We start from the raw sequence: 26,740 nt of genomic DNA on the forward strand, positions 1-26,740 counted from the left end.
ATTGCTTTTGTTTTACTGTGTCGCTTTTAAATCCTAAAAAGATTAAAATACACTCTAACCCCCTTAGGGGGTTATTGTCAACTGGCTAATTTATATAAGGTGGTGTCGTTATGTTTTGTTCAAGTTGATTTTGAGTTTGCTATGATTTTGATAAAAGAGTTATTGCCTCACTAATCATTCAGTTGCGATATACTGTTATGGTTGAAAAAGGCTCAGTGTCAGGATTTTATAAAGGTAACTCTTCAATGAACAGCTCAATGAACAGCTCTAAAATAAGTACACCTCAAATAAACACCCCTAAACTTGATTTTGTGTTTTATGGTGGTTGTCCAAGTTTGGATTTATTTAATACCTTAAGACGACGCAAAGACCCACAGCATGTCACTGAAGATTTGTTGCTTCAGCAAGATGGTTTAAAAAAATGGCTACTCAAAGCACAGCATAGATCTGGGTGGGCAGAACTTTTGCCACCACTACACCCAAATGCTCGCAATGCTGTGGTATCAAAAGATCTGCAAACACAGGCAATACAGCTACGCTCGATCATAGAAAGATTGTTGGCTAAAGATTTTGTGCCAGAAGATATCCATACGCTCAATCAGATGGCACAGTTAAAACCGTATTGGCAATTGTCGATAGAAGATGGTGTATTGGTGACAAAGCATAATCTTGAGTTAGAAAGTGTTTTGGGCTTGATTGCTGAAGATTGTATGCAGTTATTTAGCTCTAATTTATGCGAAAAAATTAAAGAGTGTGCGCATGAGCGTTGCGGTATTGTATTTTTAGATAGGTCAAATGGTTCAAAAAGGAACTGGTGCTCGATGAAGGAATGTGGCAATCGTGCCAAAGCGTCAAGGTTTGCGCAAAAAGATTAGGGTCATAGTGAGCCATATTAAGTTTAGCTTAGGCTTAATATGGCTCACTCTCTTTTATGACAACTTTTAATCCTGACTTTTAATCCTGACTTTTAATCCTGATTTTTAATCACAGTACCCACTTTTCAAATACCACTTCCAGTACCACTTTAAGCAAAAAGCCCACAAAGCCTGCACCGAGTGCCACAAAAATCCAAAATGTGCCCGCCTTTCCTGCCTCAGACTTTTTGGCAATGTCCCACATAATAAAAAATAAAAAGCCAATAAATATGGGCAGTAAAACATACATGCCTAAACTAGTAACGGTTTCAGCAGAAATAGCAAACATGGTGATTCTCCTTTGATTATGCTGGCGATGCGTTTGTAAATTATGTAAATAAAGCGTGTAGATAAAGCATCTAACACAGCCCAATAGAATTTAGCCAATTGCTAACCACTTTTTTGCCCGCTATGACCAAGCCATTGCCATATTTTTGCGCATCATGACGAATTTTTTGAATATCCACATTGGCAGTATTTAGCTCACAAGCGTGTCCGACCAACCAGTGCTCAATCTTTGTTGGATCTGCTTCAAGGTGAAATTGCAATGCCAATACATGATGGTTATACATAAATGCCTGATTTGGGCATAACTGAGTTGCGGCAAGACAAACACAGCCTTCAGGTATATCAAATTGGTCACCATGCCAATGCAAGACAGGCACATCTTGTAAAGGTTGCAGTGGATTATGAATGTTAGTTGCAAGCTGCAATGTCCCAAAGCCTATTTCTTTACCAGACATGGGATAAACGCTGGCTCCTAATAGTCGAGCAAATAACTGTGCCCCCAAACAAATACCTAACATGGGTTTGTTTGCTGTTAGTCGTTTGGCAATAAAATCCAATTCTTGTTGTAAAAATGGATACAATGCGTCATCAAATGCCCCAATGGGTGCACCAAGCACTACCAGCAGATCATCTGCTAAGGGATCTAATGTGGCAAAATCAACCGTCGGTGCTTCAACATAGGTAATATTAAAGTGCAATGCCTTGAATACTTTTTCTAAAATACCAAGGTCTTCAAAGTGAATATGGCGAATGACTAAGACCGTTTTCATAACTTATCCTAATAAAGTGTGTAATTCCTAATAACCTAATAAAGTGCATAACATAAATAAATATGTTAAATAGACTATTGCTCAGGCCAGTAATAACTATCGGGTAACGCTCTTGCACCAAATAACGCCTGACCAATCCGCACAATGGTCGCCCCTTCTTCTATTGCTATCTCAAAATCCCCTGACATACCCATAGATAACTCATCCATACACATATCAGTAGATTGGTTAAGACGCAAATCATCACGCAACTGGTCACGTAAGTTTCGTAGTAATACAAAACACTCTCTCACCTTAGCATTATTATTAGATAGCAATGCTAACGTCATTAACCCCTTTACCTTTAACCGATAAAATGGCTGTATGTCATGAAGAAACTGAGCAACTTCACTTGGCTGTAGTCCATATTTGCTTGCTTCATTAGAAGTGTTGACTTGAACCAATACCTCTAAATCACGGTTTTCAAGCTCTAAACGTTGATGCAGTTTTTTGGCAACTTTTAGGCTATCTAATGCCTGAAACTCTGAGGCAAAACGGGCAACATATTTAATCTTGTTGGTTTGCAGGTGACCAATAACTGACCACTGAATTTCTAAATCAGATAGACTTTCTGACTTATCGAGGGCTTCTTGTACCTTATTTTCACCAAAATTATGAAACCCAAGTTGATAAGCCATACGAATCCTAGCTTCATCGACTGTTTTACTGACAGGCAATAAACGAACCGTACTGGCATCTCGTCCTGAGCGCTGACAGGCTTGCTCAATACGTTGCTGTATATGATGAAAGTTTGCTGACAGTTGCGTGAGGCTTTCAGCCTTTGAATATTGTGGTTTGTGTATCACTGTGTTTTCCTTCAACAGACGATGCTGGGTATGGGTTAAAATGGTTGGTTACAAATAACTGCTTATTAAAAGCATTTTTAACCTTGTTCTTTATTAACCAAGATTAACAATGACGTACAAACGAAAGTTAATCATTTTACTTTTTTATAAATTGATTTATTATGTTTGTACTAATACAAATAGGATTTTGTATGGATACATTAAAACCTAAAGGTGATAGCGTTGTCAAGATAGTCAGTTCCATTGAGCGATTGATTCGGTTGGGTCATTGGCAGGCAGGGCATAAGCTACCAACTGTCCGCTCGTTATCTGACGAGCTAAATGTGAACCCAAGTACTGTTTCTACTGCTTATAAACAGCTAAGAGATGCGGGCGTGATTGTGACCAAAGGTAGACAAGGTACGTTTGTTACTGAAGAAGTGGACATTCAGCATACTGAAATGGCAGTACCAAAAGGCTTGATAGATTTGGCATCGGGGAATGTTGATGGTCGCCTATTACCCAAACTAAACCCTGATTGGTTGCTAAATTACAACCTATATTCTGGCTATGAAGAGTTGGGCGATAATGAGCAATTAAAACAGCTTGCCAAAAAGCAGATGAATAAACACTGTGATATCAATGCAGAGCCAGTATTGTTTTCTAGCACTTTGGATATCATGGAGCGGGCATTATCACAGTGGTGTGTGGCGGGTGCTAAAATTTTGGTGGAGGACCCCTGTTGGTCACCAATAAAAGCATTGGCAGTGAGTATGCGCCTAGACATCATCGCCATGCCAATCGATGAACAAGGGGCTGTTATCCCTGATGATGAGGTGCTGGCATCTGCTTCTGCGATGATTGTTACCCCCCGAGCACATAACCCAACAGGGGTTAATTATTCACAACAACGGTGGCAAACACTGGCAGAGCGTATTGCAGATAAAGACATATTGTTATTGATTGATGATTATTGGGGTGAGCTGAGTCGGCAACCAGCTCCCAATCTTAAACTGATAAAAAATGAATGGATTTATAGCACGTCTTTAAGTAAGTTTTTAGGTCCTGATTTTCGGATTGCCATGGCCGTGGGCAATGGCGCAACCATCAAAGCGATGAAAAATCGGTTTAGTTTAGGGCCGCGTTGGGTCAGTGGGCTGTTACAATTTTTGGCAGTGAATGCGTGGCAAGATATGCTAGAAACAGGACTATTAAATAAAGCAATTGATAGCTATGCACAGCGGCGAGAGAAGCTTATTAACGAGTTGGTCAAATTTGGTTTTGATATCTGGCAGTCAGGGGAGGGGCTACATGTTTGGCTGCCTGTGGCAAATGAAAACTATGCCATACAAGCCTTGGCGGCTAAAGGCTGGGCAGTACAGCAAGGCAGTGCCTTCTCATTAGACAAAAAGCCTGCCATTCGTATCAGTATTAGTAACTTAACCCTTGAGGATTGCACCCTATTGGCAAAAGATATTGCCAGTATTTTGACTAACAGCAAGTCGATGCTGTACTAGAACGGCTTTTTTATCACCCGTCGCCGTAAAACCCTGCCGTTTAGGGCAGGGATATCAGGCGGCATTTGGTGTGGCATAACATCTCATAGCACTTGCAAATAAACAATGGATTTGTCAAACTCATTCAATGAAAACCCTCAAGCTACGCATCAAAGACAAACACACAAACCAGCTAAACAAACTAGCTGGCAGTGTTAACTATGTGTGGAACTATGTCAACGAACTTGGCTATAAACACCTAAGGCGAACAGGCAAATTCTTTTCAGCGTATGAGTTAAATACCTACACCAAAGGCAGCGGTGAACTACTAGGCTTACACTCACAAACTCTACAAGCTATCAATGAGACCCACACCAAAGCCCGCAAGCAATTCAAAAAAGCTAAACTCAACTGGCGAACTAACCGACCTGATGCCAAACGCAAAAGCCTAGGCTGGATACCCTTTAAAAAATCAGCCATCAAACTGCTCGCACCAATGCAAAGCGGCAAGAAATCACTCAAATTAACCCTACAGCTTAGCCTAGCCAAAGGCAAAAAACTCATCATCGAAGTATGGGACAGCTACAATCTAGCATTGTATGACCTAAATACCCTTGAGGTCGTACAAGATGCAAGAGGTAGATGGTATGCCTGTATCACCGTCAAAAACCATCTAAAACCATCTAAAATAAACCTGTAGTACTGGTAGCGTTGGCATTGATTTAGGACTAAAAGAATCTGCCACCACCTCAAACGGTGACAAACTCACCACCAAACAAACGCAAAAATGGGCAAAAAAGCTGGCAGTTTCCCAACGAGCTAAAAACAAACAGCGTGTGAGAGTCATACACGCCAAAATCAAAAACACAAGGCAAGACTTAATTCACAAATTCACCCCCCAATTAGTCAAAGACAATGCTCTAATCGTGGTCGGTGATGTGAAATCACGCTCATTCACAAGTAAGAAAACTAAACTGGTTAAATCGACATACGATGCAGGTTGGTTTGAACTCAAAAGACAGCAGGTCTTGGAATAAGAGAATGGACTTGTGCAAAGTGTGGCACATGGCATGATAGAGATATTAATGCCGCTAAGAACATTCTTGCGGCAGGGCTTTGCCGTCTCGCTGGAGAAATCGCCATCCGATAGCGATGTTGCTATGAAAAGTGAGGGAATACCCTCACTTTAGGGAGGGGAGGAGGTCAATGATATGCGCTGATATGTGTTGATATTTCAGTAGGTAATATTGCTCTAAAGCTGAGCTGATCATCTACTTGGTTATGATAAAAGTCAATGCTTTGCAGACCTGCATGAATAAAGTCATCTTGACTGTTGCTGGTCAATAAAAATCGGCTAAATAAGATGCTTGCTTCTTGGTCGGTGAGCAAGCGACTTTGATATAAGGTTTGTCCTTGTAGGGCAAAATTAAACTGTTGCCAATAGTGTGCTGTGGCAGAAGGTTGTGAATGGATATTTGTTTGACTGGGCTGATAAGTAGACTGAGAATTGATGCTATCGACACTTTTCTCTTGTTGTTTTGTATCTACGAACTCATCCACTGTTTGTATGGATGGTGTGGCGATGGGGTGCGCTGCAGCGGTAAAATGCAGTTTTTCATCCGCAGGCATCTCTTGAGGAATGAGTAATATGTCTATTGGATGGGTAGTGGTTGTTTTGGTTGCGTTTAAATCTATTGGATCAATATAGTGCACATGAACTTGAATCTCAGGATGATGTCGATCAAAGCGTTCGACAATAGGGATGAGTGCAGATTGTAGTGATTGGGCTGCCAAGATATGTAAAATGGATTGATTATTGTTATTATCAAACGTCTTGGTCATGGTTTGCGTATTGAGCGTACTCTCAATTGGCAAGGGTGCGCTGATTGAATGGTTATAGTGCCAAAGTAACGTATATAAGGCACAAAATAGTATAGAAATTAGTAACAAAATAAAAATGACAACACGCTTAACTGACAGATGCTTTTCTAAGATAACGTAAGCATGTTTGGCTTGGCATACAACTGACATGAGTAGAGAATGATCCTTGGAGTATGATAAAAGTCCAATAGAGCCAATAACATCACCAATAACACCGCATCGTCATCACATAGCCACTATCTAAACATGACTGCCATTATTTTTGTCGTTACAATTTAGTCACTCGTAATTTAGAACCTGTATTCATAATCCAAAATCAGGGGAGTTTTAACCCAAAATTTAACGCCGTAGTACGTCTATTTTAGGCAAAAAGCCACCATTATGGGTTGTGAATACAGGTTCTGAGTTATAACTCATTGATTGATGGCTTCTTAATTTATAGCTCCTTGCTTAACTCATTTAGCATATCATCAAATAAATTGTCCGCATCATCATCAGTAGAGGTATCCATAACTTTACTCACAGGTTTGCTTTCTGTGGGGTGTTGTAAGTCGTCTGCGATATTTGCTTCGTTATTGGTAGGTTGTAAACTGGTGGCTGCTAAGGCCGATTGTTGATGCTGAGTATTGGTTTGTTTTACTTGTTCCTGCTCAGACATCAATTGCTGATGTATTTGATGGGCTATTTTACTACTTCTATCTGTAATTTGTGTTGTTGTATTATTATCGGTTGCAGTATGCGCCAAATTTTTATTGATGGGTTGATTGTTGAGCAGCCAATCATAAGCTCGATTATCCCACCAGCTTAAGAAAAAGGCTAGGGTACGTCCTTTGAGACATTCGGGCCAATCATAAGTAATGAGAAACTGAGCGAGCTCATCATCTGTGATCTGCTGCCTTTTTAATAAAAATATATCATTATCGCTACCTGTATAGGGCTGTTTGCGTTTCCATGTAGCTTTATCTAGCTTCATACGGCTAAGTTTATGTCTTTCCCCATTGCAATAAACAACGTAGCAACGCTCTTGAGGATGGACAAATATGGCTGTGACAGGTCGAGTAAACATATTAAATCACCTACGAAAGCTTATGATTTCATTATATTATTAAATATAATTTAATAATATACAGCATAATCTCATTATTAGATAGCGAGTGGTTATAAATATCATACAAATGTCATCTGATGCAGCATTACGACATCCATTGTCGTATATTATTGATTTTTGCAGGCTATGATGTTTTAAATAAAAAAAATTTTGCTATACTGCTTTTACGACAGAGTTTAACACTATCTTAGATATTAACATGTTCTATTTCACTGTAGCTAATAAAAATAGGACTTACACAAAAGTACGATATTTGCCTTATAAAGCGATTGAAACTTATATTAAGCCTCTAAAACTATATACAGCCAGTCCAGAGTATTAAAGACAATGATTAGCAGTCACCAATAATCTTTAAAAATACGTCAGTCCTAAAAAAATACCTTTATTATTATGATTGATGATGATTGTGTGATTCATATTGGGTAATTTTTGTTAAATGAACACACATCTGATTTTCTTTTCGTCTTATTATTGAGCCATTATGTTAACGATTATTCAGTCTCACCGTACTGAACGGTTGGTTGATTTTATTTTACGTGCCTATCAAGCACCTAATCAATCAGTATTTGAGCAGTTTATTGTGATTGTGCCTTCAATGGTATTAGGAGATTGGCTACAAAAGCGGGTGGCAGAAGAGGCAGGTATTAGTACACTGATTACCACCACCTTTTGGGGTAAGTATCAATGGCAATTGATGCAGGATATTTTGGCGCAATACAATCAGTGGATACAGAGCAGTGGCTCGAATGAGGCAGCATTGCAAGTGCCAGAGGTTGCGGTGTTATCTCCCACAGTGATGCAGTGGCGATTATTTGGCTATTTGACCCAAGCGACTGATTCCTTATTAACCACAGCAAAGTCTGCCTTTGCAAATGCACCATCTTATTTTGTTGCTCAACAGCAGCTATCTCAAGTTAAAAATGATGATGAGGTGCTACAGCCTTTGCTACAAGGATTATTAGGATCATTGTTATCCCTTGCTGCTTTGCCTTCTTCTGCATCAACGGCATCTCAACAGGATATTTATAATCAGATTGATCAGCGGTTATGGCAGTTGGCAGGTGATTTGGCTCGGGTATTTAATCGTTATTTGACCCATAGAGATGAGTGGCTTATAAATTGGGATGAAGGCAAAAAAATAGATGTGGCAGCGATGGTGGCGCAAAAAGACAAACTAAGTACAAGTTTTGATCAGTTTGCTCATATCACGCCCAGTTGGCTACTAGAGCATTATGAAATGCTAGAGCAAGTACAGCGGCATTTATGGCAGCGTTTATTTAGTGATGTGCATCGACATCGGCAGCGTATTGAAGCTCGTTTTTGGCAAGCATTGGCAATAGAAGCATCGGGCTGTCAGCCGCTTTTGCCTAATAGGTTGACTTTATTTACCATTCAGCAATTGCCTCAGGCTGAATTGGATTTTATTGAAAAATTGTCTAAGTATGTTGATATTACTTTACTACACTACAATCCTTCACAATTATTTTGGGCAGATATAGTCGATAAGCAGTGGCTACTGCGGCAACGCATCATTAATCCTGATAGTGTGTTTTTACGTGATTATGGACATACTTTGCTGTCACAACTTGGCAAGCAGTCACGTGAAGTTTTTGCCATGCTTGCCAGCTTGTCTGGTAATGAAGATTATGCAGATGAGCGAGTACAGTGGATAGATGCATTTGATCTGGATTTCAATACGGATGTTGCCACATCTCAAAACAATGATATAGAACCGTCCAAAAACTTAGCCTTAGAGCCTAGTTTGTTACCTAGTTTGTTACAACGTCTACAATATGATGTATTGATGCTTAGTGAAGATAATACTCGGCAAAAAGCGGTGCAATTGGTGAGTGAGCAATTGCAGCAGCAATTAGAGCTTCCTTTTGCTGAAACGCAAACAACTTCAGATGATTTAGATGATGATGCACATGATGCAAGCTTAAGTATGCAGCGTATTGAGCAAAAGCGTTTTGATAAACAACGACAGTGGCAGCTACGTAGCAGTGATAATAGCATTAGTATTCATTCTTGTCATAGCTTGCAGCGGCAGCTTGAAGTGCTGCGTGGTATGATTGGACGCTGGCTTAATGAAAGCAGCCAAGATGGCAGTATTCGCCATGTGTCAGATATTGTAATCATGCTGCCTGATGTGGAGCGTCATTATGAACTGATTAAATCGGTGTTTGTTGATGGGCGTGGTCAAGATGGGCTTATTCTTCCTGCTAAGATTACAGGTGTGGTCGATAAGTCTATTCGTGAATTATGGCATGCCATTATTGGCTTTTATCAGTTATTGGGACGTACAGACAGTCGATTTGAGGCGCATGAAGTCTTTGATTGGTTGATGTTGCCTGCGTTGTATGAAAGCTTTGGCTTAACTCATGAACAAATGAGTCGTGCTTGTACATTGCTGGCACAAGCAGGTTATATTCGTGGTTTTGATGAATCACACTTACAAAGTAGCTTACACAGACAAGACAGCGATTATCGTTTTAGTTTTGCTTACGCGCTTGATCGCTTAGTGACAGGAATGTTAATGCCGCAGGCGCTGATGACAGATTGTTTATATCTTTTTGCTTGGCAGTCTGAGCAGCTCAAAGAAAAGACACTACCACTGCATAACATCATGCTTAGTGATGCACCGATCATTGAGGTATTGTGCCAGATATATCAAGGTATTGATCAAAATCGTGAGTGCTATCAACAAAGGCGTACGGCACAAGAGTGGATTGCTGAGCTAGAAAATAAGGTCATTCATCGTTATTTTGCTTATTTTGATCAAACTCAAAGTATGCGTGCCATTTTTAGTGCGATGAATGGCTTTCGTGCCAGTTTGCGTGCCAATCGCCATTATCAACAATATGGTGAACTTGGTCAAAACAACCCAACAACTGAGGCAACGTCAAAAATGGTGGCAAATTTGGCTGCCATTGAACAGATGCCACTAAAGTTGGCATTTATGCTCGATAGTATTGAGGCGCAACTAGAAAGCCAACAGGTCAGTGCTGAGCCTACAGGAGTCATCACCTTTGGGCGTTTTGGTTCATTGCGTAATATCCCCTTTAAATTAGTGGCGATGCTTAATATGAACTTATCAGAGTTTCCAAATCGAGACCATGACAATCGTTATGATTTGATGCGGGCAGGGCTGGCAAAACGGGGTGATCGTTTTACTGAAGATGATGATAATGGGGCTTTTTTGGATGCGCTGCTTTGTGCCCGAGATGATTGTTGGATTTTTTATAATGGACAAAGTCTGAGCGACAGTCATGAGCATTTACCTGCCAATCCTGTCAGTGAACTGCTGCAATTTTTACAGCAGCAGGTGGACTGGCAACTACCAAACTTGCAACCAAATCTACAACAAGACACAGCAAATGCTGAGCAGCTAGATGATAGTGGTAAATTGCAACGTTATCTGCCACGATTGGTCGAGCGTTGGTTGGTTACAGTACATCCTGCTCTGCCTTTCGCTAAGGATAATTTTATTTATCATACGCCGTCTGCCACTCCTGTGCATACTGAGCAGCAGTGTGAAGATAAAGCAGACATCACTCAGCTTGCCGATCAGTTATTACAACAAAGCAAAGTACAGCAAAAAAAGCACTTTCCACCTGCACCCTTGTGGCAATCTGTATTTCAAACTTTGCGTGCACGTCATGATATCCACAATAATGGCGATACGGATACTAACATACTAAATACTCATCTTATAAATAGCCTAAGCAAAATAATTTTACCTAACAAAACACAATACCAAGACATCGCCAAACTGTTAAAAAGCAGCCATAAGCAAATAAAGCAATTAGCAAATAATGACGCATCACTACATTCACATTTGCACTCTATATGGCAACAAACTCAAACACTGATTTCACAGTTACTACCCAGTAAAACAGCGATGGATAGTACAGTAACAGAGAGTGAAGAAACTAAAGTGGCAAGTTTGATACTGACAAATAAGCCAATCGCCTTATCCATGTTAGTGCATCAAGTACGTGCGCCTGCACAGCATTATTTGCGTCAGCAACAGCTTAATGTGATTGCCAATAGTACTGTGCAATCTCATATAGAGCCATTGACCCTTGATAATTTAACCAAATATCAGCTGAATGATGCCCTGCTTGATGTCTTGATTGATGATGCCAATAAAACCAATCTGATAGAAGATAATCTGACCCAATTGACAAAAACTTCTCAACTAGAACAGTTTTCTCAGTTACAACAGCTACTTTATGAGATGCACTTGCCAGCAGGAGTAGCTCGGCAAACGACATTTATGAAAGCCAAGACCGACTTATTGACACAGTTACAAATTTTCTCTGAGCAGCTCATAGAGCAGGGGGTGTTCACTGCAATAGAAGCTGCTATAGATGTAGATAAAGATAAAATAGATGCAAATATTTTACAGACCATCGCTCATATGAGTACGACCCAAGAGGAGAGTATTCATCTGGCGGGTATTACTCTTAAGTCTCAAGTACCTGTTATCCATACTTGCAGCAGTTGGTTAAAAATTGAGGCAGCAGGGGCAAGCCCTAAGCATTTGTTGCGTTTTTGGTTGACGCATTTGTTTTGGCAGATTCAAAGACAAACAACGTTGGTACAAGCGGCAGACAATGATGGACGTAGTATTTGGCGTTTTGGTAAAGGCATGGATTTAAAGTATAAAAATGCCCATGCACAACAAAAAAATATCTCCTCAAAGCAGCCAATCCACACCTTTGCACTGCCTGCCATAAAATGGCAACACGCCTTGGCTTTATTATTACCATGGATACAACTGAGTGAAATTATTGCCAAAATACCAATCATTATGCCAATAGAAAGCGCATTTGATTATGTGGCAAACTGCTTGGCGGCTAAGCTTGAAAATACGGAGTATCAAGCAACGATGCATGATTTTTCTGGTTGGTTAGGGACAGGCTATCAACCATCGCAAGCTAATGGTGATCATAAAATTACCTATGATAGATGCGCTCAACATGAGACATGGCGATTTATTTTGAGCAATGCGTTGACCACAGGACATGAACCAACACAGCAGCAACAGGCAATCTTTAATGCGCTTGATGATGCGATGTCGACACTTGCGATGCCGCTACTTGAGTCACTGTTTGAGAGTTTAGAGCCAATACCTTAGCAGCCGTATAGCGTATATATAACAGCATCCAATACACCCGATATAATATGGCTTATGGAGAGTAAAGCAATGATAGATGATCAAACGCCTGCGGTAAAAATTGGGCTTAAAGGTCGCTATTTAATAGAAGCGTCTGCGGGTACTGGCAAAACATGGACGCTGACAGGTATTGTGCTGCGTTTATTAATTGAAGCGGGTCGTCCTAGTGAACACATCATTGCCACCACTTTTACACGTGCAGCGGCAGCAGAGATGCGTGAGCGCATTCGTGCGCGATTATTAGATTTTTATCAATTGGCACAGTGGGTTAACTTACTGCGAAGTCGAGCTGAAAATTTAGCTTATTTATACTCTGCTGGTGTTGAGCAGATAACAAATGAGGGGGAGCAAGATCAAGACAGTGATGATGACTGTCTGACTCATCGTAAACAGTGGTTATTGGCACAAGCAAAACTTGCTGGTATGGCAGAATCTTTGGAAGATCCTGTAAATTGGCATCTGATATGGCTTTTATTAGATGATGAAGGTCATCAGCCCTTGCAGGTGGCGATTAAGCGCACAGCAACAGCATTGACCACGCTTGATAAAATGTTTGTCGGTACACTCGATAGCTTGGCGCAAAAATGGTTGATTGAATACAGCAGTGAGACAGGTTTTCAAAAGGGCATGCAAATTAGTGAAGATGAGTCAGATATTATCGACACCATTATTCACGATGAACTGCGCGCATTTCAAAGCGAACAATATCATAATTATCCAATAATTTATCAGATGCTACAGGCAAATCAGCATTTGACTGGTATCAGTGATCATCGTCATGCGGTCAATCGTGCCCTCAGCTTTTTGCAAGCACCCATTGATCTTATATGTGATCCTATAAGTGATAAGGCTGATGTTAAAGGTACTAACAGCATTGATACCATTGCTGCCATTGATAGCAAGGCAGCAGATAAACCACAACCTGTGGCTGATTTGCTGCACAATATGAATATACTAACTATGGCAGATGGTCAGAGTTTGACTGAGCAAAAAATCAGTGATTTTGCCGTCAATTTTGATTTTGCTGCCTATGAACAACTGATTGCTCGCATCATCGATAACCATCATCAAGCCGATGATTATTTAACAGAAAAAGGGATTTATCATGAGACGACCAAGTCAAGATCACAATTAAAGAATAATAGTTTTGCATGGGTGACCATTATTGAGATGCTGCAACAGCAAGGCATCTATGCTTATAACAGTATTATGGCAGATAATTATGCTAGCAAGTTATGTGAAGCACTTCAAAAGACTGATAATATTGGCAGTCAGTTTTATGCACCGCATAAAGATAAAAATATTGATTTTAATCAGTTGCCTGTCATTATTGATATCAAGCAGTATTTAGCGTTATCTAAAGAGCTTGAGCACAAATTAGATATGCTTATTTACAAACTCAATCGGCATATTGCCTTAACCGTGCGTCGTAAACTGCCTGCAATTTTAGAAGCACGTCATGAAACGACTTTTTCGCTACAGATGGCTCGACTAAATGAGGCGTTATCAGGGGTACAAGGTAGACAGTTGGCGCAATATATTCGCCATCATTATCCTGTGGCATTGGTTGATGAATCACAAGATATCAATGGTGAACAAGCCGCCATGATTGAGGCGATTTATCTTAGTCATAGTAATAAGACGAATAACGATAATAATGATAAAAATAAGGGATTTGTACTATTGGTTGGTGACCCTAAGCAAGCCATTTACGGATTTCGAGGGGGTGATGTTGCTAACTATAACGTGCTTAAACAGCGTTTTAATAATGAACAAATCATGACATTAGATGTTAATCGTCGCTCAAACGCACGTTTGATTGAGGCACTTAACCATTGGTTTGACTGTGCTGATGCTGATGGCGCAGATACAGATAATAGTGAGGATAGTCAGAATAGTCAGAAGAATGGTGACAGTGATGACAGTGAGGCAACCTGCCTACTGGCTGAACTGGGTGATAAAATTTATTATCGCCATATCACGGCACATCGGCAGCTATCCTCTTTGTCATGGCAGCAACCGCTCAATAATGAATGTTCTGATAAGCTAGAAAATAAGGCACAACATTCGTCACAGTCGCCACAAAATGGTGATAGCACAAATACAAATATATTTAGCAAAACCGCTGTCACTGTACTACAAGTTAGCTATCCTAGTGATAAGAAAAATTCTGATGCCCATGATATTTATAAGGTATTGGCACAGCATATTGCCCATACGCTACAGTCCTCTCATACCATTGATGGTAGGCGCATTACTGCCAATGATATTGCGGTATTAGGCGCAAAAAAACACCAACTCAAACAAGCAGAGTCTGAGCTGAGGCGACTCGATATTGCCACCAATAAAATTGCTGAAGTGAGTATTTTTGCCACAGCCATGGCAATTGATTTGGTCGCCATATTAGAGGCAATGATGATGCCATACCGTACGGCTGTGTTAAATCGAGCCTTGATGAGTCGTTTTTTTGGTTTAACAATGGTTGAGCTAAATGCCATGACGGCTGGTGAGCAAGGCGCTGAACAGGCTTATAATCTTTATCAGCAGCACTTTCGCAATCTAGGACGCAGTTGGCAGCGTTATGGTATTTTATCGGCTTTGCAGCAGTTATTGAGCCAACAAACACTCAATAGCCAATTACAGCAACTTGCAAAATCAACACATCTTCCTGAACATGTTAGCCATGCCAGTGTTTGGGAGTATTTGTCGAGTCAGATTGATGGTGAGCGGTTGTTGGTTGATTTGCGTCAATTATTAGACATTTTGGCACAGCAAGTTATGGGCATGCGAGAGTATCAGATTATTGACTGGCTTAAGCAGCAGCTTGGCAATTTGCCGCTACAAGAATGGGCAGTACAGCAACCCATCGGCAGTCAAAATGGGGTGCAGATGATGACCATTCATAAATCTAAAGGGCTGGAGTTTCCCATTGTTTATGTACTTGGTATGGACGACAGTGCAAAAGGTGCGCGTGGCAAATATCCGCTATATCTTTATGATAATGGTGAATCTGACCCATCATTATGGCAGCGTCGCCTATCTCCTGTGGCACAGCAGGTAGGTACAACAACAGTAACCGCACCCATGGATTATGCTGCCATAGAGCAGGATAATAACTTAGGTGAGTTTAAGCGGTTGGGCTATGTGGCATTTACTCGTGCCAGTGAGCAGTTGTATATCTTGGTGGCTGATGATAAAGAGACAGGCACTAATCAAAAACTTTCTATCGAACAAGTCCATGCTGCAAAATATAAATTTACACCAATGAAGCATTGGCTACACAGCCATGAGCGTTATACCATACCTGACAGGCTGCATACTCAAGTGGCAGCAATTAGTGGTGAAACCATTATTAATTATACCCAATTATCACCACCTGTTGCCACGGAGTCATTAAATTTAGAGTCACAACCAACACTTAGTACGACTGACACAAGTTTGGTCACATCAGAGCATGTGATTGATTATCAACCTGTATATGACATGATGCAAAAAAAGAGCTTTCAAGGGTGGAGTAAAACCAGCTTTACAGCACTGGCACGTAGCCTATCTGAGCAGCGGCAAGATTTGGCAATTAATGACAGTGGTTTTGCTGAAAAAGGGGGCATGGACGACATGTTGCTGGGGCAGGCAGGTGCGTTTGATTTTATACAGCAGGCTCAATTTACTCAAGCGCAGCAGTATTTTACCTTATATCCTGAGCAACACATTCGTTTTACTTTTGTTAAGGGAGCAAATGCAGGTAGTTTTTTGCATCATATTTTTGAACACATTGATTTTTCTGCTAGCTATCAACCGAATTTGCCCACCTCTACAGACAGGATACCAAAACAGTGGTCACAAGTGATTGATAAGGCGTTGATGCTGTATCATCTGCCTAATGAATATGCCAGCCCAAGCCGCAAAAAAGCAACAACGGATACAACCTCAGCAACCTTAACTCCAACCCCAATCCCTCAAGAAACGGACGTCACTTTAGCTCATGAACAGTTATGCTGCTGGATTAATGATGTATTACATGCCCCATTATTAGCATCAGGTAAAGCATTGGCACAAATTGAGGATAATAAACGACTGGCAGAGATGGGTTTTAATATGAGCCTCAAGCCTGACTTTGAACCTGAGCAGCTCAATACTATTTTTAGACAGTATTTGCCGAATGAGCTTGATAAACACATTCATTTACGCGCTCATGAAGAACAAGGACAGCATTATTTATATCGGTTTTTACGTGGTGAGATAGACTTGGTCTATGAGCAGGCAGGCAAATATTATATTGTTGATTATAAGTCCAATCATTTAGGAAATAGCCTAAGCAATTATAATCAAACCAATCTTACAAATACCATGCAACATGCAGGCTATTGGTTACAAGCCGCCATTTACCAGTTGGCATTACACCGCTACTTAAAAATGCGTCTTAAAGACTATACAGGAAATGAAGAGAAGTATTTAGGTGGGGTAGAGTATTTATTTTTACGTGGTGCAACCGATGTACCCGCTGAAATTACTGAGCATGAGCCACAGCTTGCCAGTCTTGGGCGCATTGTTTGGCTCATACCCATTGAATTAATTTATGCATTAGATGATGTGTTTGGCTATGCTGGTAGTGCTTAGCTTGGTATCTATCTGCTATCCAAATTTAGTCTTCTTTATTATAATTATGGAAATATAGACATGATGTCATCAGCTTTATCTGTCAATCTCTCTACAAATGCTACAAAAGCAGTGTCAAGCACTCAGCTTAATAATAGCTTGGCGAGCATTAGTCGTAGTATTTATATGGCACATTATATTTTATTACGGCAAAGGCAAACCCAAAACGCTTACTTAAGGACGCAGCAAGTAAGCCAAAGTCAGCCGTTATCCGAGCCACAGCCTACATACCCTGAGTATACTGAACATGCTGCATATCAGACAGTAGTCAATGCAGCGGATACCTTGTTTGGTGTTTTGCTCATTGCACTCAATGACCAGCTAGCGGCAGGGCATACCGTATTGATTCTAGAAAATGACGCCCATCATACCAATGCCCTAGCATTAACCACTTTTATACAGCAAATAGAAGCACATTTTGGCTGGCAACATTGGCAAACAACATTGATTATGCCGGTACTGACATATTTACAACAGCTTGTCATCAGTCGGCAGCCGATACAAGCGCAAGAGCGTACAGTACAAGATACGCCTATGATGAACGTTTTGGCTTTACTTAGTGAGCCTGCCAAGTTGGGTAAAATAACCAATATGACTGACAAGCAGCAGCAGAAATGGCGGGGCGTTATTACTAACAAATCAAGTCATATCGTTGATAATCCATTATGGCAGCAACTATTAAGTGGTAGTTATGTAAGTATCAGTGAAAAAGCACAAATGCAGCAAATTTATGATTTATATCAACATTATAAATATTTTTGTCAGCAGTTTAATGCTTTGCATATTGGTGTTGAAAATAGCCTAAGTAAACTTATTCAATATCTATCACAACACCCATCAGACCAAAAACAAACAACCTCAAATCGACTAAACTGGCTATACTTTTATCACAACCAACACCATAAAAATCACAATCTCAACAACATCAATACACCATTTATAGTCACACAAATAACGACTAAACCAAGTACTGAAGCAAATATTAAAACAAACAATCCTTGTATTTTATGGTTACATCGCACATGGACAGCAGAATACCTATTAGCCCATCATATACAGCGTATTTGTACCCAATCACTACCACACTTAAATATAGATATCCAGTCATTACAAGGTGTCTTACAAGAAAAACAAATTGCTGCCATTAAACTGGCATCAAATTCTGCTTTTAGTATCATTACAGGTGGTCCTGGTACAGGTAAGACATACACAGTGGCGCAAATTGTTTTAGCATTATTTAAACCCTTATCCACCTCTACAAATAAAGAAGAGATACAACCGCTAAAAAATAATGATAATAAGCAGGGTAGTGAGCTACCAAGTCTGGCGCTGGCAGCGCCAACAGGTAAAGCGGCACAAAGAATGCAAGAATCGTTGCAAAATGCGCTTAGTGACAATGCAGAGAATGCAGAGTTGGCTTTGGTATTAGAAAATGCACAAACCATACACCGTCTGTTAGGTATTGGTATTGATGGTGTGCCTCGATATCATCAAGATAATCCATTGCCGTATGATGTGGTGGTAATAGATGAAGCATCAATGCTTGGAGTCGAGCTTGCCAATCATCTGGTCGCAGCCATCAAACCGCACGCTCGTTTAATCTTGTTGGGTGATGCCAATCAACTGGCGGCTGTTGATGCAGGCGCGGTATTATCAGATTTGTGTCAAATTTCTTATCTTACGCCATATCATATTGCCTTAACACAGAGTCGCCGTTTTGATACACATTCTGGTATTGGACAACTTGCATCAATTATTAATCAAGCTCAAAATAGCAATAAATTTCAAAAAGTACAAAACATCATCGCAAATGCCAATGAGCTAAATTTTTACCCAATCAATATTAATAATGTAGAGAACATAGAGGGTATAGATAGTGATGCACAAGCAAAACAATCAGATTATCTAATAAAAAATAGCCTAAGCATTCAAAAATCACTAAAAAAACTAGAAAACAACTTTCAAAATTACTTCAAAATTACCCATCAAATTATTAACAAAGAAAACACATCGCAAAATACAGACCAAATTAAAAATAACGACATTGCTAATAAACAAAATTTACAACAGATTTTTGCTAAATTTAATCAATTTCGAATACTCTGTGCAGGTCACAACGGACAACTTGGTGACCTTAACATCAATCAAATATTAACCACAGCTCATCGACAATATTTAGAACTACCCTTATCAGACAGTCCTTGGTATCACGGTAGACCCATCATGCTATTAGCTAATGATTATGAACTGGGATTATTTAATGGTGATATAGGCATTTGTTTGTATGAAAATAGCATAGAAATAAATGAAGATTTTAATCATCAAGATAAGCAACAAAAAAGAGGAAAAGGAAGAGGGCAGCTCAAAGTTTGGTTTGAGACAAGGGTATTACCAGTAGCAATTAATAGATTGAGTGAAGAAGCCATTACCACTGCCTACGCCATGACTATCCACAAATCTCAAGGCTCAGAGTTTGATAAAGTAGCAGTTGCTATTGATATTGCACATCAGCGTTTATTGAGTCAAGAGCTAATTTATACTGCCATTACTCGTGCCAAAAAACAGGTGGATATTTATAGTACACCTGCTTTATTTAGGCAGGCAGTGACACAAAAGACGCAACGCCAAACAGGACTGGCGTTGCATTTTGCAAAAGAAAAATCATTGTAAAATACGCATTTTTAAACGCATTAATATTAATATTAATCTTCTTTAATCGCATAAATACCAGGCATGTGACGCAAGTAACCATGAAAATCCATGCCACAGCCATACACATAACGGTCAGCGACTTCTAGACCCACAAAATCGACATTAAAATCGGTTACTTTACGTTCATGAATTTTGTTTAATAGTACGCAGCATTTTAGGGAAGCAGGATTTTCTTTTTTTAGTTCTTCTACAACTGCTTTTAGGGTAATGCCTTCATCAAAAATGTCATCAATGAGTAATACATGTTCACCTTCAATATTGACATCAGGCTTAAATTTCCAGCACAACTCATTAGTACCCTCATTATCACGATAACGAGTGGCATGAACATAGCTCATACGATGATAAAACGTTAAATGAGTCAATAATTGACCTGCAGGAATTAATCCACCATTCATTACCACCATAACAATGGCATTCATGCCTGCATAATGCAAATTAATCTGAGCTGCCAAGCGTTCATAAGCTGCTGCTACTTCAAGGCTACTCACCAAACATTCAGAGTTGCGCAGGGTTTTTTCTATTTCTTGATTGCTAAGTTGAGTCATGTGTTATACCAAAGAAAAATTGAGCCATCTATTGTAACAAGATTTATGTTAGCTATGTTACTTCTGCTTAATTTTTTATACAACTGTGAACTGTGATATTAGTAATATCGGCAGTAGTGATTAATCGTACGATAGTATCAGCAAATAAAAAAACACTATTCGTCCAACGAGTCATCTAAGTGAACAATAAACGGACGATAAAAACTCACCAGCCTTTGTAAGGCTTCTGGTGGTAGTTGTGGTAACAACTTATTGATAGCGATACCAAGACCAGCATTAATACCAGAGCGTGCCACGGGAATGACATTGCGTTTAAATATCCCTAATGGCAGGGTTTTGGTAAAGCGATTGATAAAATGAGTCAACAGGGCATCATTCATGGTTTCCAGTGCATTTTTAAATTGCTTACTCTCTGCTTGTTGCTGTTGCTCAGTTTTATTATGAGATGGTTCGGATTTTGACTGCTTGTTATCAGTACAATCAGCTCCAATAGCATCAAAGCCAGTAAGTATTTGCTGTGCTGTGTTATCTTCTAGCTTAAAGCCAATACGACGGTTGCCTTGGGTATCAATAAACATGGATTCATCTTTTAAAAAATAATAACTTGCCATGACTGCTTGATTATCATCTTTACCCAATAGCACCTTAAGCAAAGATTCTGTCGCACTCTCAACACTACCCACTATCTTTTGCATGGTTTCTTTACGCTCAGGGTTGGGTATCACACTAATGAGATTGACCAATAAATTATCAATAAGTTCTCTGGCGATTTGTTGCGTTAAGGCATTGCGATAAGGATAATAGTCCGTCTTTATCTCACCGTGAATGATATTATCCGCTTCATCAATCATAGTATTTAGTTGCTCGGAAGGTATAAACCCAAAATAATAAGCCATATTTTTCCTTAGTCATTATCAGCTTGTTTAAAAAAAATCAAATTTAAAGAGGGTAGCAGGTATGTATTTTGATAAAGATAAGTTGCAACAAGTTTATGAAATGTTTGGTATTATATGGGTAGTTTTATAATAAGCTTGTGACATAATTATATCTCAATGTTATATCTCAATGAGATTAAATGTATATATAGCAACAAAACGTCCAGTCCATATCAGTTGTTTATCTGTTTATCATCGGTGCCTAGAATGTCTTTAAATAAAGTAAAAAAAAATAAAGTAAAAAATTGGCTAGGATTATCCAAACATCAGTTATCCAAACCTCACCAAACTGCTAATTCTCATATCTCTATTACTCATGTCACTACCAATAGTCATACGAGTATAACCAAAAAATCCCCAAAATTATTGGTTATTAGCATCATCAGTACAAATTTAGCCATGCTGGCAGGCTGTCAAAGCACAACAGGTGTTAATTCGTCTCAGACCACCCCGATAGTATCTGCCAATGCGACCAATGTTGAAGATATTCAATTGTTTAATATTGATAAGAATCAATCAAGCAGTGCCCAACGCGCCAAAGATTTTTTATTATCTGCCATCAATGAGCATCTTAATAGCGAACACACATCTGTAACCCAGTTACGTTATCATGCCAGCCCGTATGTGGGTGTTGATGATATTGAAACCAATGATGATAGTTTATTTAAAACTTTTCTAAAGGTGCGTGAGTTTCAACGACAAAAGTATGGTGATGGTGATGCAGATGATGGTTATGAAACAGATACAGAAGAAAGAACTCCTTATCGTAGCGAAGAGGATTATCTTGCAGATGACAGTATTGATACATACTTACGCTATGATGATGAAGTCGCAGGGACATTGCCTTATGAGGGCTATGATGTAAGTAAAGAAATCATACTCACAGATGATTATCAGGATAATAGTGATAATATATATTATTACACATCAAGCTATGATGATTGTTTAACTTCTTATTCTATCGATTTAGATGAATTACTAGAAGTTGAGCCTAATATTGATATCAATGATAAGCGCATTACTAAATTAAAAACCACCTATGATGAATGCACAAGCACGGTCAACAAAAAGTATAAAAAGACAATAGATGCGGCCATTGGTTATCAAACACAATATATTGATGGTCAACATAACTGTTCTGCTACCTTTCATCAGCAAATCAATAGCCTGCTCAGTCCACAACGCAGTAATCAATCTATTAATTATGATGAATATGACAGCATCTATCAAACCTATGCGGTATGTTATCACAATAACCACCTCAAAGCTGACTTAGAACCCATTTATTACCTTGACTATAGCAGCAAGGAATCATTAGATATTAAATTGGCACAACTACAATGTGCCGAACAGCTATTTGATGGGCATCAAAATCTTGATGCTGCTGGTCAAACCTTTGCGACTAAGCCTGCTGCTCATGCCTCGCTTTATTATAATAAATACAATGATTGCGATTATAGAGCGCAAAATAATCTCAATTCAGATGCTGACGATGCGTTGGATACAGAATTAGAGACAGAAACGATAGAAGCAGCAGAAGCAGAAAATGAGGATATCTTGACAGATGATGAAGCTGAAGCCATCAATGTTGAAGGGGAATATGAGGTTGATGAGTATGAACCTGAGTATGCTTCTGGTGATGAAAAGTTTGAACATGATTTGGCAAATTTAGACTTTCAAAGCTTTTTGGCTGATTATCGTGAAATGAAAGCACAAGAAGCAGCAGGCGTTGCAGGTGATAGTAATATTGAAGATGAAAATTTGGCGGATATTTTAGCATCATCACGTTTTCCTATAGGCGGATTAGGTGGTATTAAAGGTATGTCAGCATTAAATATGCTGTTTGGTCTAAACCAAAATACGCCACAACAAATTGATGCCAAAAATTATTATGCCTACCATCCTTTAGTGATTCATGCTGTAAGTCGTTATCAACCTAATCAACAAATGCTTACCAGTGTTTATAGCTATGATTTTGATACACCAACATTAAAACTCTCTTTGCAGATGCCTGTTGAGTTTAACTTTAAACAAGCCAAAGTCACTTTAGATCCCGCAGCAATGATGCCGGTCATGGCAATGATGTCACCTGAGAACACGCCAACTCCAGATGAGATTACTGGGAAAGTGGTAACTTTTGAGCTACCAGAGGAAATGAGTAAAATTCCTGTCGGTGTTTTTCAGCAGTCTTTTTTAAAAGCCATTCAACAGGGTTTGGATACTTTAAATCCAGAATACTTTACGGATATAGATTTGCAAAATGATACCTTTGCACAGCAAGTAGGCGCAACTCGTGGTATCAAACTGTATTTAGGCAGTAAGCAAAGTGGTGAATTACTGGGTAAAATTCTCAAACACCTTAGCTATGATCTTAAAAACTATATTGATAAGCACCCCAATGAATTTGCTAATCATTCTGAGCTAAAACAAAAAATTGATAATTGGCTTGTTTATAACCAAGGCTTTCAAGCAAAAGATGTGGGCAGTATGTTGCAGGTAATAGAGGCAGTTGCCCCAATCAGCTTTGACCAATTTAATTATTTTTATTTTGATGCCAGTGGACATTTAATTGCCAAGCAAAATAAAACAGACGTTTCTAGTTATTTATCACAGACTAACAATAGTATTGTATCGCAAACTCGATTTGATAAAGCAGCATTTAATGCGTCACCTTATGCCAAGCAATTAAACGAGTTATTCTTTGATAATCGACAAAGTATCAATGGTAATAAGTGGAAAAAATCTTTGGATGCCAAACAAGCACTAAAAGATGAAGGACGTTATGCCAGATACAGTTATGATTTGCCAAATTTTGAAGATAAATATGCACAACTTTATGATGATTATGCAAATTACGATGACGATTATGATGACAATGAAGATATAGATAAAGATGCGAATAGTAATGATACTGAGCAAAGTAATACACAAGCCATTGCAGTCTCTACAGATACGATTGATATTGAAGAAACGACGGTTATTACGCCCAGTGATGAAAGTTCTGAAAATATAGACGAGTATACAATACCTAAAGAGCAACAATATTAAGAAATGCTTATATATAGCAAAACATACACATACACAGCGTTGGTTTCACCATGAAAAAAAACATGCAAAAAAATAAACTTGCTACTATTGATCGCCATTTAAATAGCCAAACCAAAGCATTCACTGAGATAATGCCAAGATTGAGTCTACTTAGTAAAGCCATTATATTATCTGGCGTAGCTACCCTGATGGGCTGCCAGTCCACACCTGCTACAAGCAATGCACCTTATTTATCTGTAACATCAACAAATAATGATAGTGAAGTAGGGCAAAATCAAGGACATGCTGCCAAAGTCAAGCTGAATCAACAATTGCACGCAATGCTCAAAAAATCATTTAGTTATCAAACAGATATAAAGATTAGTAATGGCAATCGTCGAGATGCGCTTGCCAATGCTACCCCAGAACAACTTGCAAATGCTGAGAGTCGTAGTGAGCATTGTGAGCATGTGCATGATAATGCGTATGCCAAAGTGCTCAGTGACGCACAAAATGCAGGCATCAATAGCAAAGAGCTAATCAATGCAATGGATACAGGTGTGAGTAATGCTTATACCCAAAGACTTGAGACCATTAAGCAACAATATATTGAATGCTACACCGCTTATGAAACTTGGTCTTTAGAAGAAGAAAAGCGACAATATGAGTCATGGTATAGAACAGATGAAGATGATGTTGATGCAAGTAATACAGATGTAGATACGGCAGATGAAAGTGGTGATTTAGAGATGGTGATTATAGAAAGCAGCGACGAGCCTGACTCTGACTCTGACTCTGACTCTGACTCTGACTCTGACTCTAAAGAGAGTATAGAGGAGTTTATGCCAAATTATGATAATCAACATACGGCTGTGGCAGCTAAAAAAGCCACTTTATTTGATGCATATTTATTACAACCTGCAACAGGTAAGATATCTGGCATTTATCGTCCCTTAACTGGGAAATTTACCTTGTTACCAATGATGAGTTATCAGTCTCGTAACCTAGCCGCTTCAATAAATCAACCAATTTATATTGATATCCGCCGTGGTGAAATCTACTTTTGGGCAGATAGTTTTGCAGCACTTACTTCACAATATTTTGATGACCAACTAGGACTGACATGGAAAAATAAATGGTTAAAACTGTCATTAAATGATGGCAGTTTACCTGCTGGATTTAGTAAGGATTTTATCAAAGCCTACCTTGGTGCTATAGAAGCACAATTACAAAGTGAAGCGGACGAAAATTTTTCTTATATATCACCTGTGACAGCAAATACTTTAAGTTCACTTGATAGTGATCATATCATGGCAGATTTAACAGCGGATTATGCCATCGAACATCGACAAACTATCATGGACATCAAAGATAGTAAGCAAGTATTTTATCAGCATTTATATGAGACGCTAAATAGTCAATATCCTGATATGTTTGATGAATATGGTGGCAATGATGGTGATGCCGCAGAAGCAGAAGCAGAAGCAGAAGCAGAAGCAGAAGCAGAACAAGATAACAGTAATGATGCTACGATGACACCAGAAGAAGTGGTCGCTGATGATGCGTCAGCAAGCAAAGATAGTAAAGACAGTAAAGAAGAGAAGCCTTTATTTACCACAAAAGATGTGGTTTCAGGCTATTTGCAAATGATAAAAGCCAAAGTAGGAGTAATGAAAGAGGAAAAGAATCTTGATGAATCCATTAATGAGGCACGAAAAGCTATCCAAGAAGCCCAGAAGGAAGCTGCTAATTGCCAAGAAAGAAGTAGTAGTGATACGCAAAAAGATATGAATGATGATTTAGTTGAGGACTTGGCTACAGAATCAGATACAAACTCGGATGAATCAGTATCAGTAGACGATGAGCCTTTTGATACGCAAACCAAAGTCTTACAACAATATGGGTTTGATAATCAAGGTAAGTTATTGTGGTGGCGTTATCAACAACGTCTTAAATCCAAAGATAATTATTCTGCAACAAAAGACAATGGTGAAGGTGAAGTTGTAACAGCACTCACTAAATTCTCGACACCAACGTATCAAAGCAAAGCATTTCCCAATTTACCCAATGATGTGCAAACCCCTAATGATAGTAATAGTGTGGATATTATAGACTACATTAAAACGCTACAAAAACGCTATCAAAAAGGTGAGGGTGCGGCTTTTGGTCGTATGCTATTTGGTACATATAGTAGATATTCAGGTTCAGATTATGATGAATATGACGATGCTGAAGATGAGTATGAAACAGATGACACCGCTGTTATAGAGGAAGTTAATGACGAAGCAGTCAGTCATACAGATATTACAGAAACGGCGACTATTAGCACAATTGATATAGACAATGACGCTAAGCAATAACCATCCATCATACTGTCAGGATATATAACCAAACTGGAA

Annotated in this window: 14 protein-coding genes and 1 pseudogene; 8 read left to right on the top strand and 7 right to left on the bottom strand. The window is 39.1% G+C overall.

The genetic code is table 11. From position 1 onward, the window contains the following. The first annotated feature begins 257 nt into the window (after positions 1–257). Positions 258–875: a CGNR zinc finger domain-containing protein gene (locus FHK89_RS13025; RefSeq protein ID WP_230661113.1), complete on the top strand. Its 618-nt coding sequence runs from the start codon at positions 258–260 to the stop codon at positions 873–875. A 109-nt stretch (positions 876–984) separates the two neighbouring features. On the opposite strand, the gene FHK89_RS13030 is transcribed toward FHK89_RS13025, so the two are convergent. From FHK89_RS13030 to FHK89_RS13040, 3 genes are all read right to left on the bottom strand, one after another. After that, entirely contained in the window at positions 985–1,203 is a 219-nt protein-coding gene (locus FHK89_RS13030; RefSeq protein ID WP_230661116.1) for a DUF2788 domain-containing protein, read from the bottom strand. A gap of 70 nt (positions 1,204–1,273) precedes the next feature. After that, positions 1,274–1,972, bottom strand: coding sequence for a glutamine amidotransferase (locus FHK89_RS13035; protein ID WP_230661118.1), 699 nt, complete (start codon positions 1,970–1,972; stop codon positions 1,274–1,276). 74 nt (positions 1,973–2,046) lie between these two features. Then, the gene (locus tag FHK89_RS13040; protein WP_230661121.1) at positions 2,047–2,817 is read right to left on the bottom strand and encodes a YggS family pyridoxal phosphate-dependent enzyme; all 771 of its coding nucleotides are present in this window, start codon (positions 2,815–2,817) and stop codon (positions 2,047–2,049) included. Between the two features lie 191 nt (positions 2,818–3,008). Here FHK89_RS13040 and FHK89_RS13045 point away from each other — a divergent pair, with 191 nt between their 5' ends. Both FHK89_RS13045 and FHK89_RS13050 read left to right on the top strand, forming a co-directional pair. Further along, positions 3,009–4,313 (top strand): aminotransferase class I/II-fold pyridoxal phosphate-dependent enzyme, encoded by a 1,305-nt coding sequence (locus tag FHK89_RS13045; RefSeq protein WP_230661123.1) that lies wholly within the window; start codon positions 3,009–3,011, stop codon positions 4,311–4,313. Positions 4,314–4,440: 127 nt separating this feature from the next. Beyond that, positions 4,441–5,442: pseudogene (locus tag FHK89_RS13050) on the top strand (RNA-guided endonuclease InsQ/TnpB family protein). Between the two features lie 53 nt (positions 5,443–5,495). On the opposite strand, the gene FHK89_RS13055 reads toward FHK89_RS13050, so the two are convergent. Together FHK89_RS13055 and FHK89_RS13060 are read right to left on the bottom strand one after the other, a co-directional pair. After that, the gene (locus FHK89_RS13055) at positions 5,496–6,323 is read right to left on the bottom strand and encodes a hypothetical protein (protein WP_230661126.1); all 828 of its coding nucleotides are present in this window, start codon (positions 6,321–6,323) and stop codon (positions 5,496–5,498) included. 286 nt (positions 6,324–6,609) lie between these two features. Next, positions 6,610–7,239, bottom strand: coding sequence for a hypothetical protein (locus FHK89_RS13060; RefSeq protein ID WP_230661129.1), 630 nt, complete (start codon positions 7,237–7,239; stop codon positions 6,610–6,612). A gap of 523 nt (positions 7,240–7,762) precedes the next feature. Here FHK89_RS13060 and FHK89_RS13065 point away from each other — a divergent pair. From FHK89_RS13065 to recD, 3 genes are all read left to right on the top strand, one after another. Then, complete coding sequence (locus FHK89_RS13065; RefSeq protein WP_230661130.1) at positions 7,763–12,424, top strand: exodeoxyribonuclease V subunit gamma; 4,662 nt, start codon at positions 7,763–7,765, stop codon at positions 12,422–12,424. Between the two features lie 69 nt (positions 12,425–12,493). Further along, positions 12,494–17,080, top strand: a complete 4,587-nt coding sequence (locus FHK89_RS13070; protein WP_230661132.1) for a UvrD-helicase domain-containing protein — start codon at positions 12,494–12,496, stop codon at positions 17,078–17,080. A gap of 60 nt (positions 17,081–17,140) precedes the next feature. Continuing rightward, a complete protein-coding gene (recD, locus tag FHK89_RS13075; RefSeq protein WP_230661135.1) occupies positions 17,141–19,789 on the top strand; it encodes an exodeoxyribonuclease V subunit alpha in 2,649 nt (882 codons plus the stop codon). Between the two features lie 32 nt (positions 19,790–19,821). Here the strand turns inward: recD and FHK89_RS13080 are convergent, their stop codons facing one another. Further along, complete coding sequence (locus FHK89_RS13080; RefSeq protein ID WP_230661138.1) at positions 19,822–20,379, bottom strand: hypoxanthine-guanine phosphoribosyltransferase; 558 nt, start codon at positions 20,377–20,379, stop codon at positions 19,822–19,824. 155 nt (positions 20,380–20,534) lie between these two features. Then, a complete protein-coding gene (locus tag FHK89_RS13085; protein WP_230661141.1) occupies positions 20,535–21,275 on the bottom strand; it encodes a hypothetical protein in 741 nt (246 codons plus the stop codon). Between the two features lie 246 nt (positions 21,276–21,521). On the opposite strand from FHK89_RS13085, the gene FHK89_RS13090 reads away from it, so the two are divergent. Together FHK89_RS13090 and FHK89_RS13095 are read left to right on the top strand one after the other, a co-directional pair. After that, positions 21,522–24,362: a hypothetical protein gene (locus FHK89_RS13090; RefSeq protein ID WP_230661144.1), complete on the top strand. Its 2,841-nt coding sequence runs from the start codon at positions 21,522–21,524 to the stop codon at positions 24,360–24,362. A gap of 50 nt (positions 24,363–24,412) precedes the next feature. Beyond that, entirely contained in the window at positions 24,413–26,701 is a 2,289-nt protein-coding gene (locus tag FHK89_RS13095) for a hypothetical protein (protein WP_230661147.1), read from the top strand. Positions 26,702–26,740: the final 39 nt, after the last annotated feature.

The sequence above is a fragment of the Psychrobacter sp. I-STPA10 genome, assembly GCF_021012795.1.
Classification (GTDB): Bacteria; Pseudomonadota; Gammaproteobacteria; order Pseudomonadales; family Moraxellaceae; genus Psychrobacter.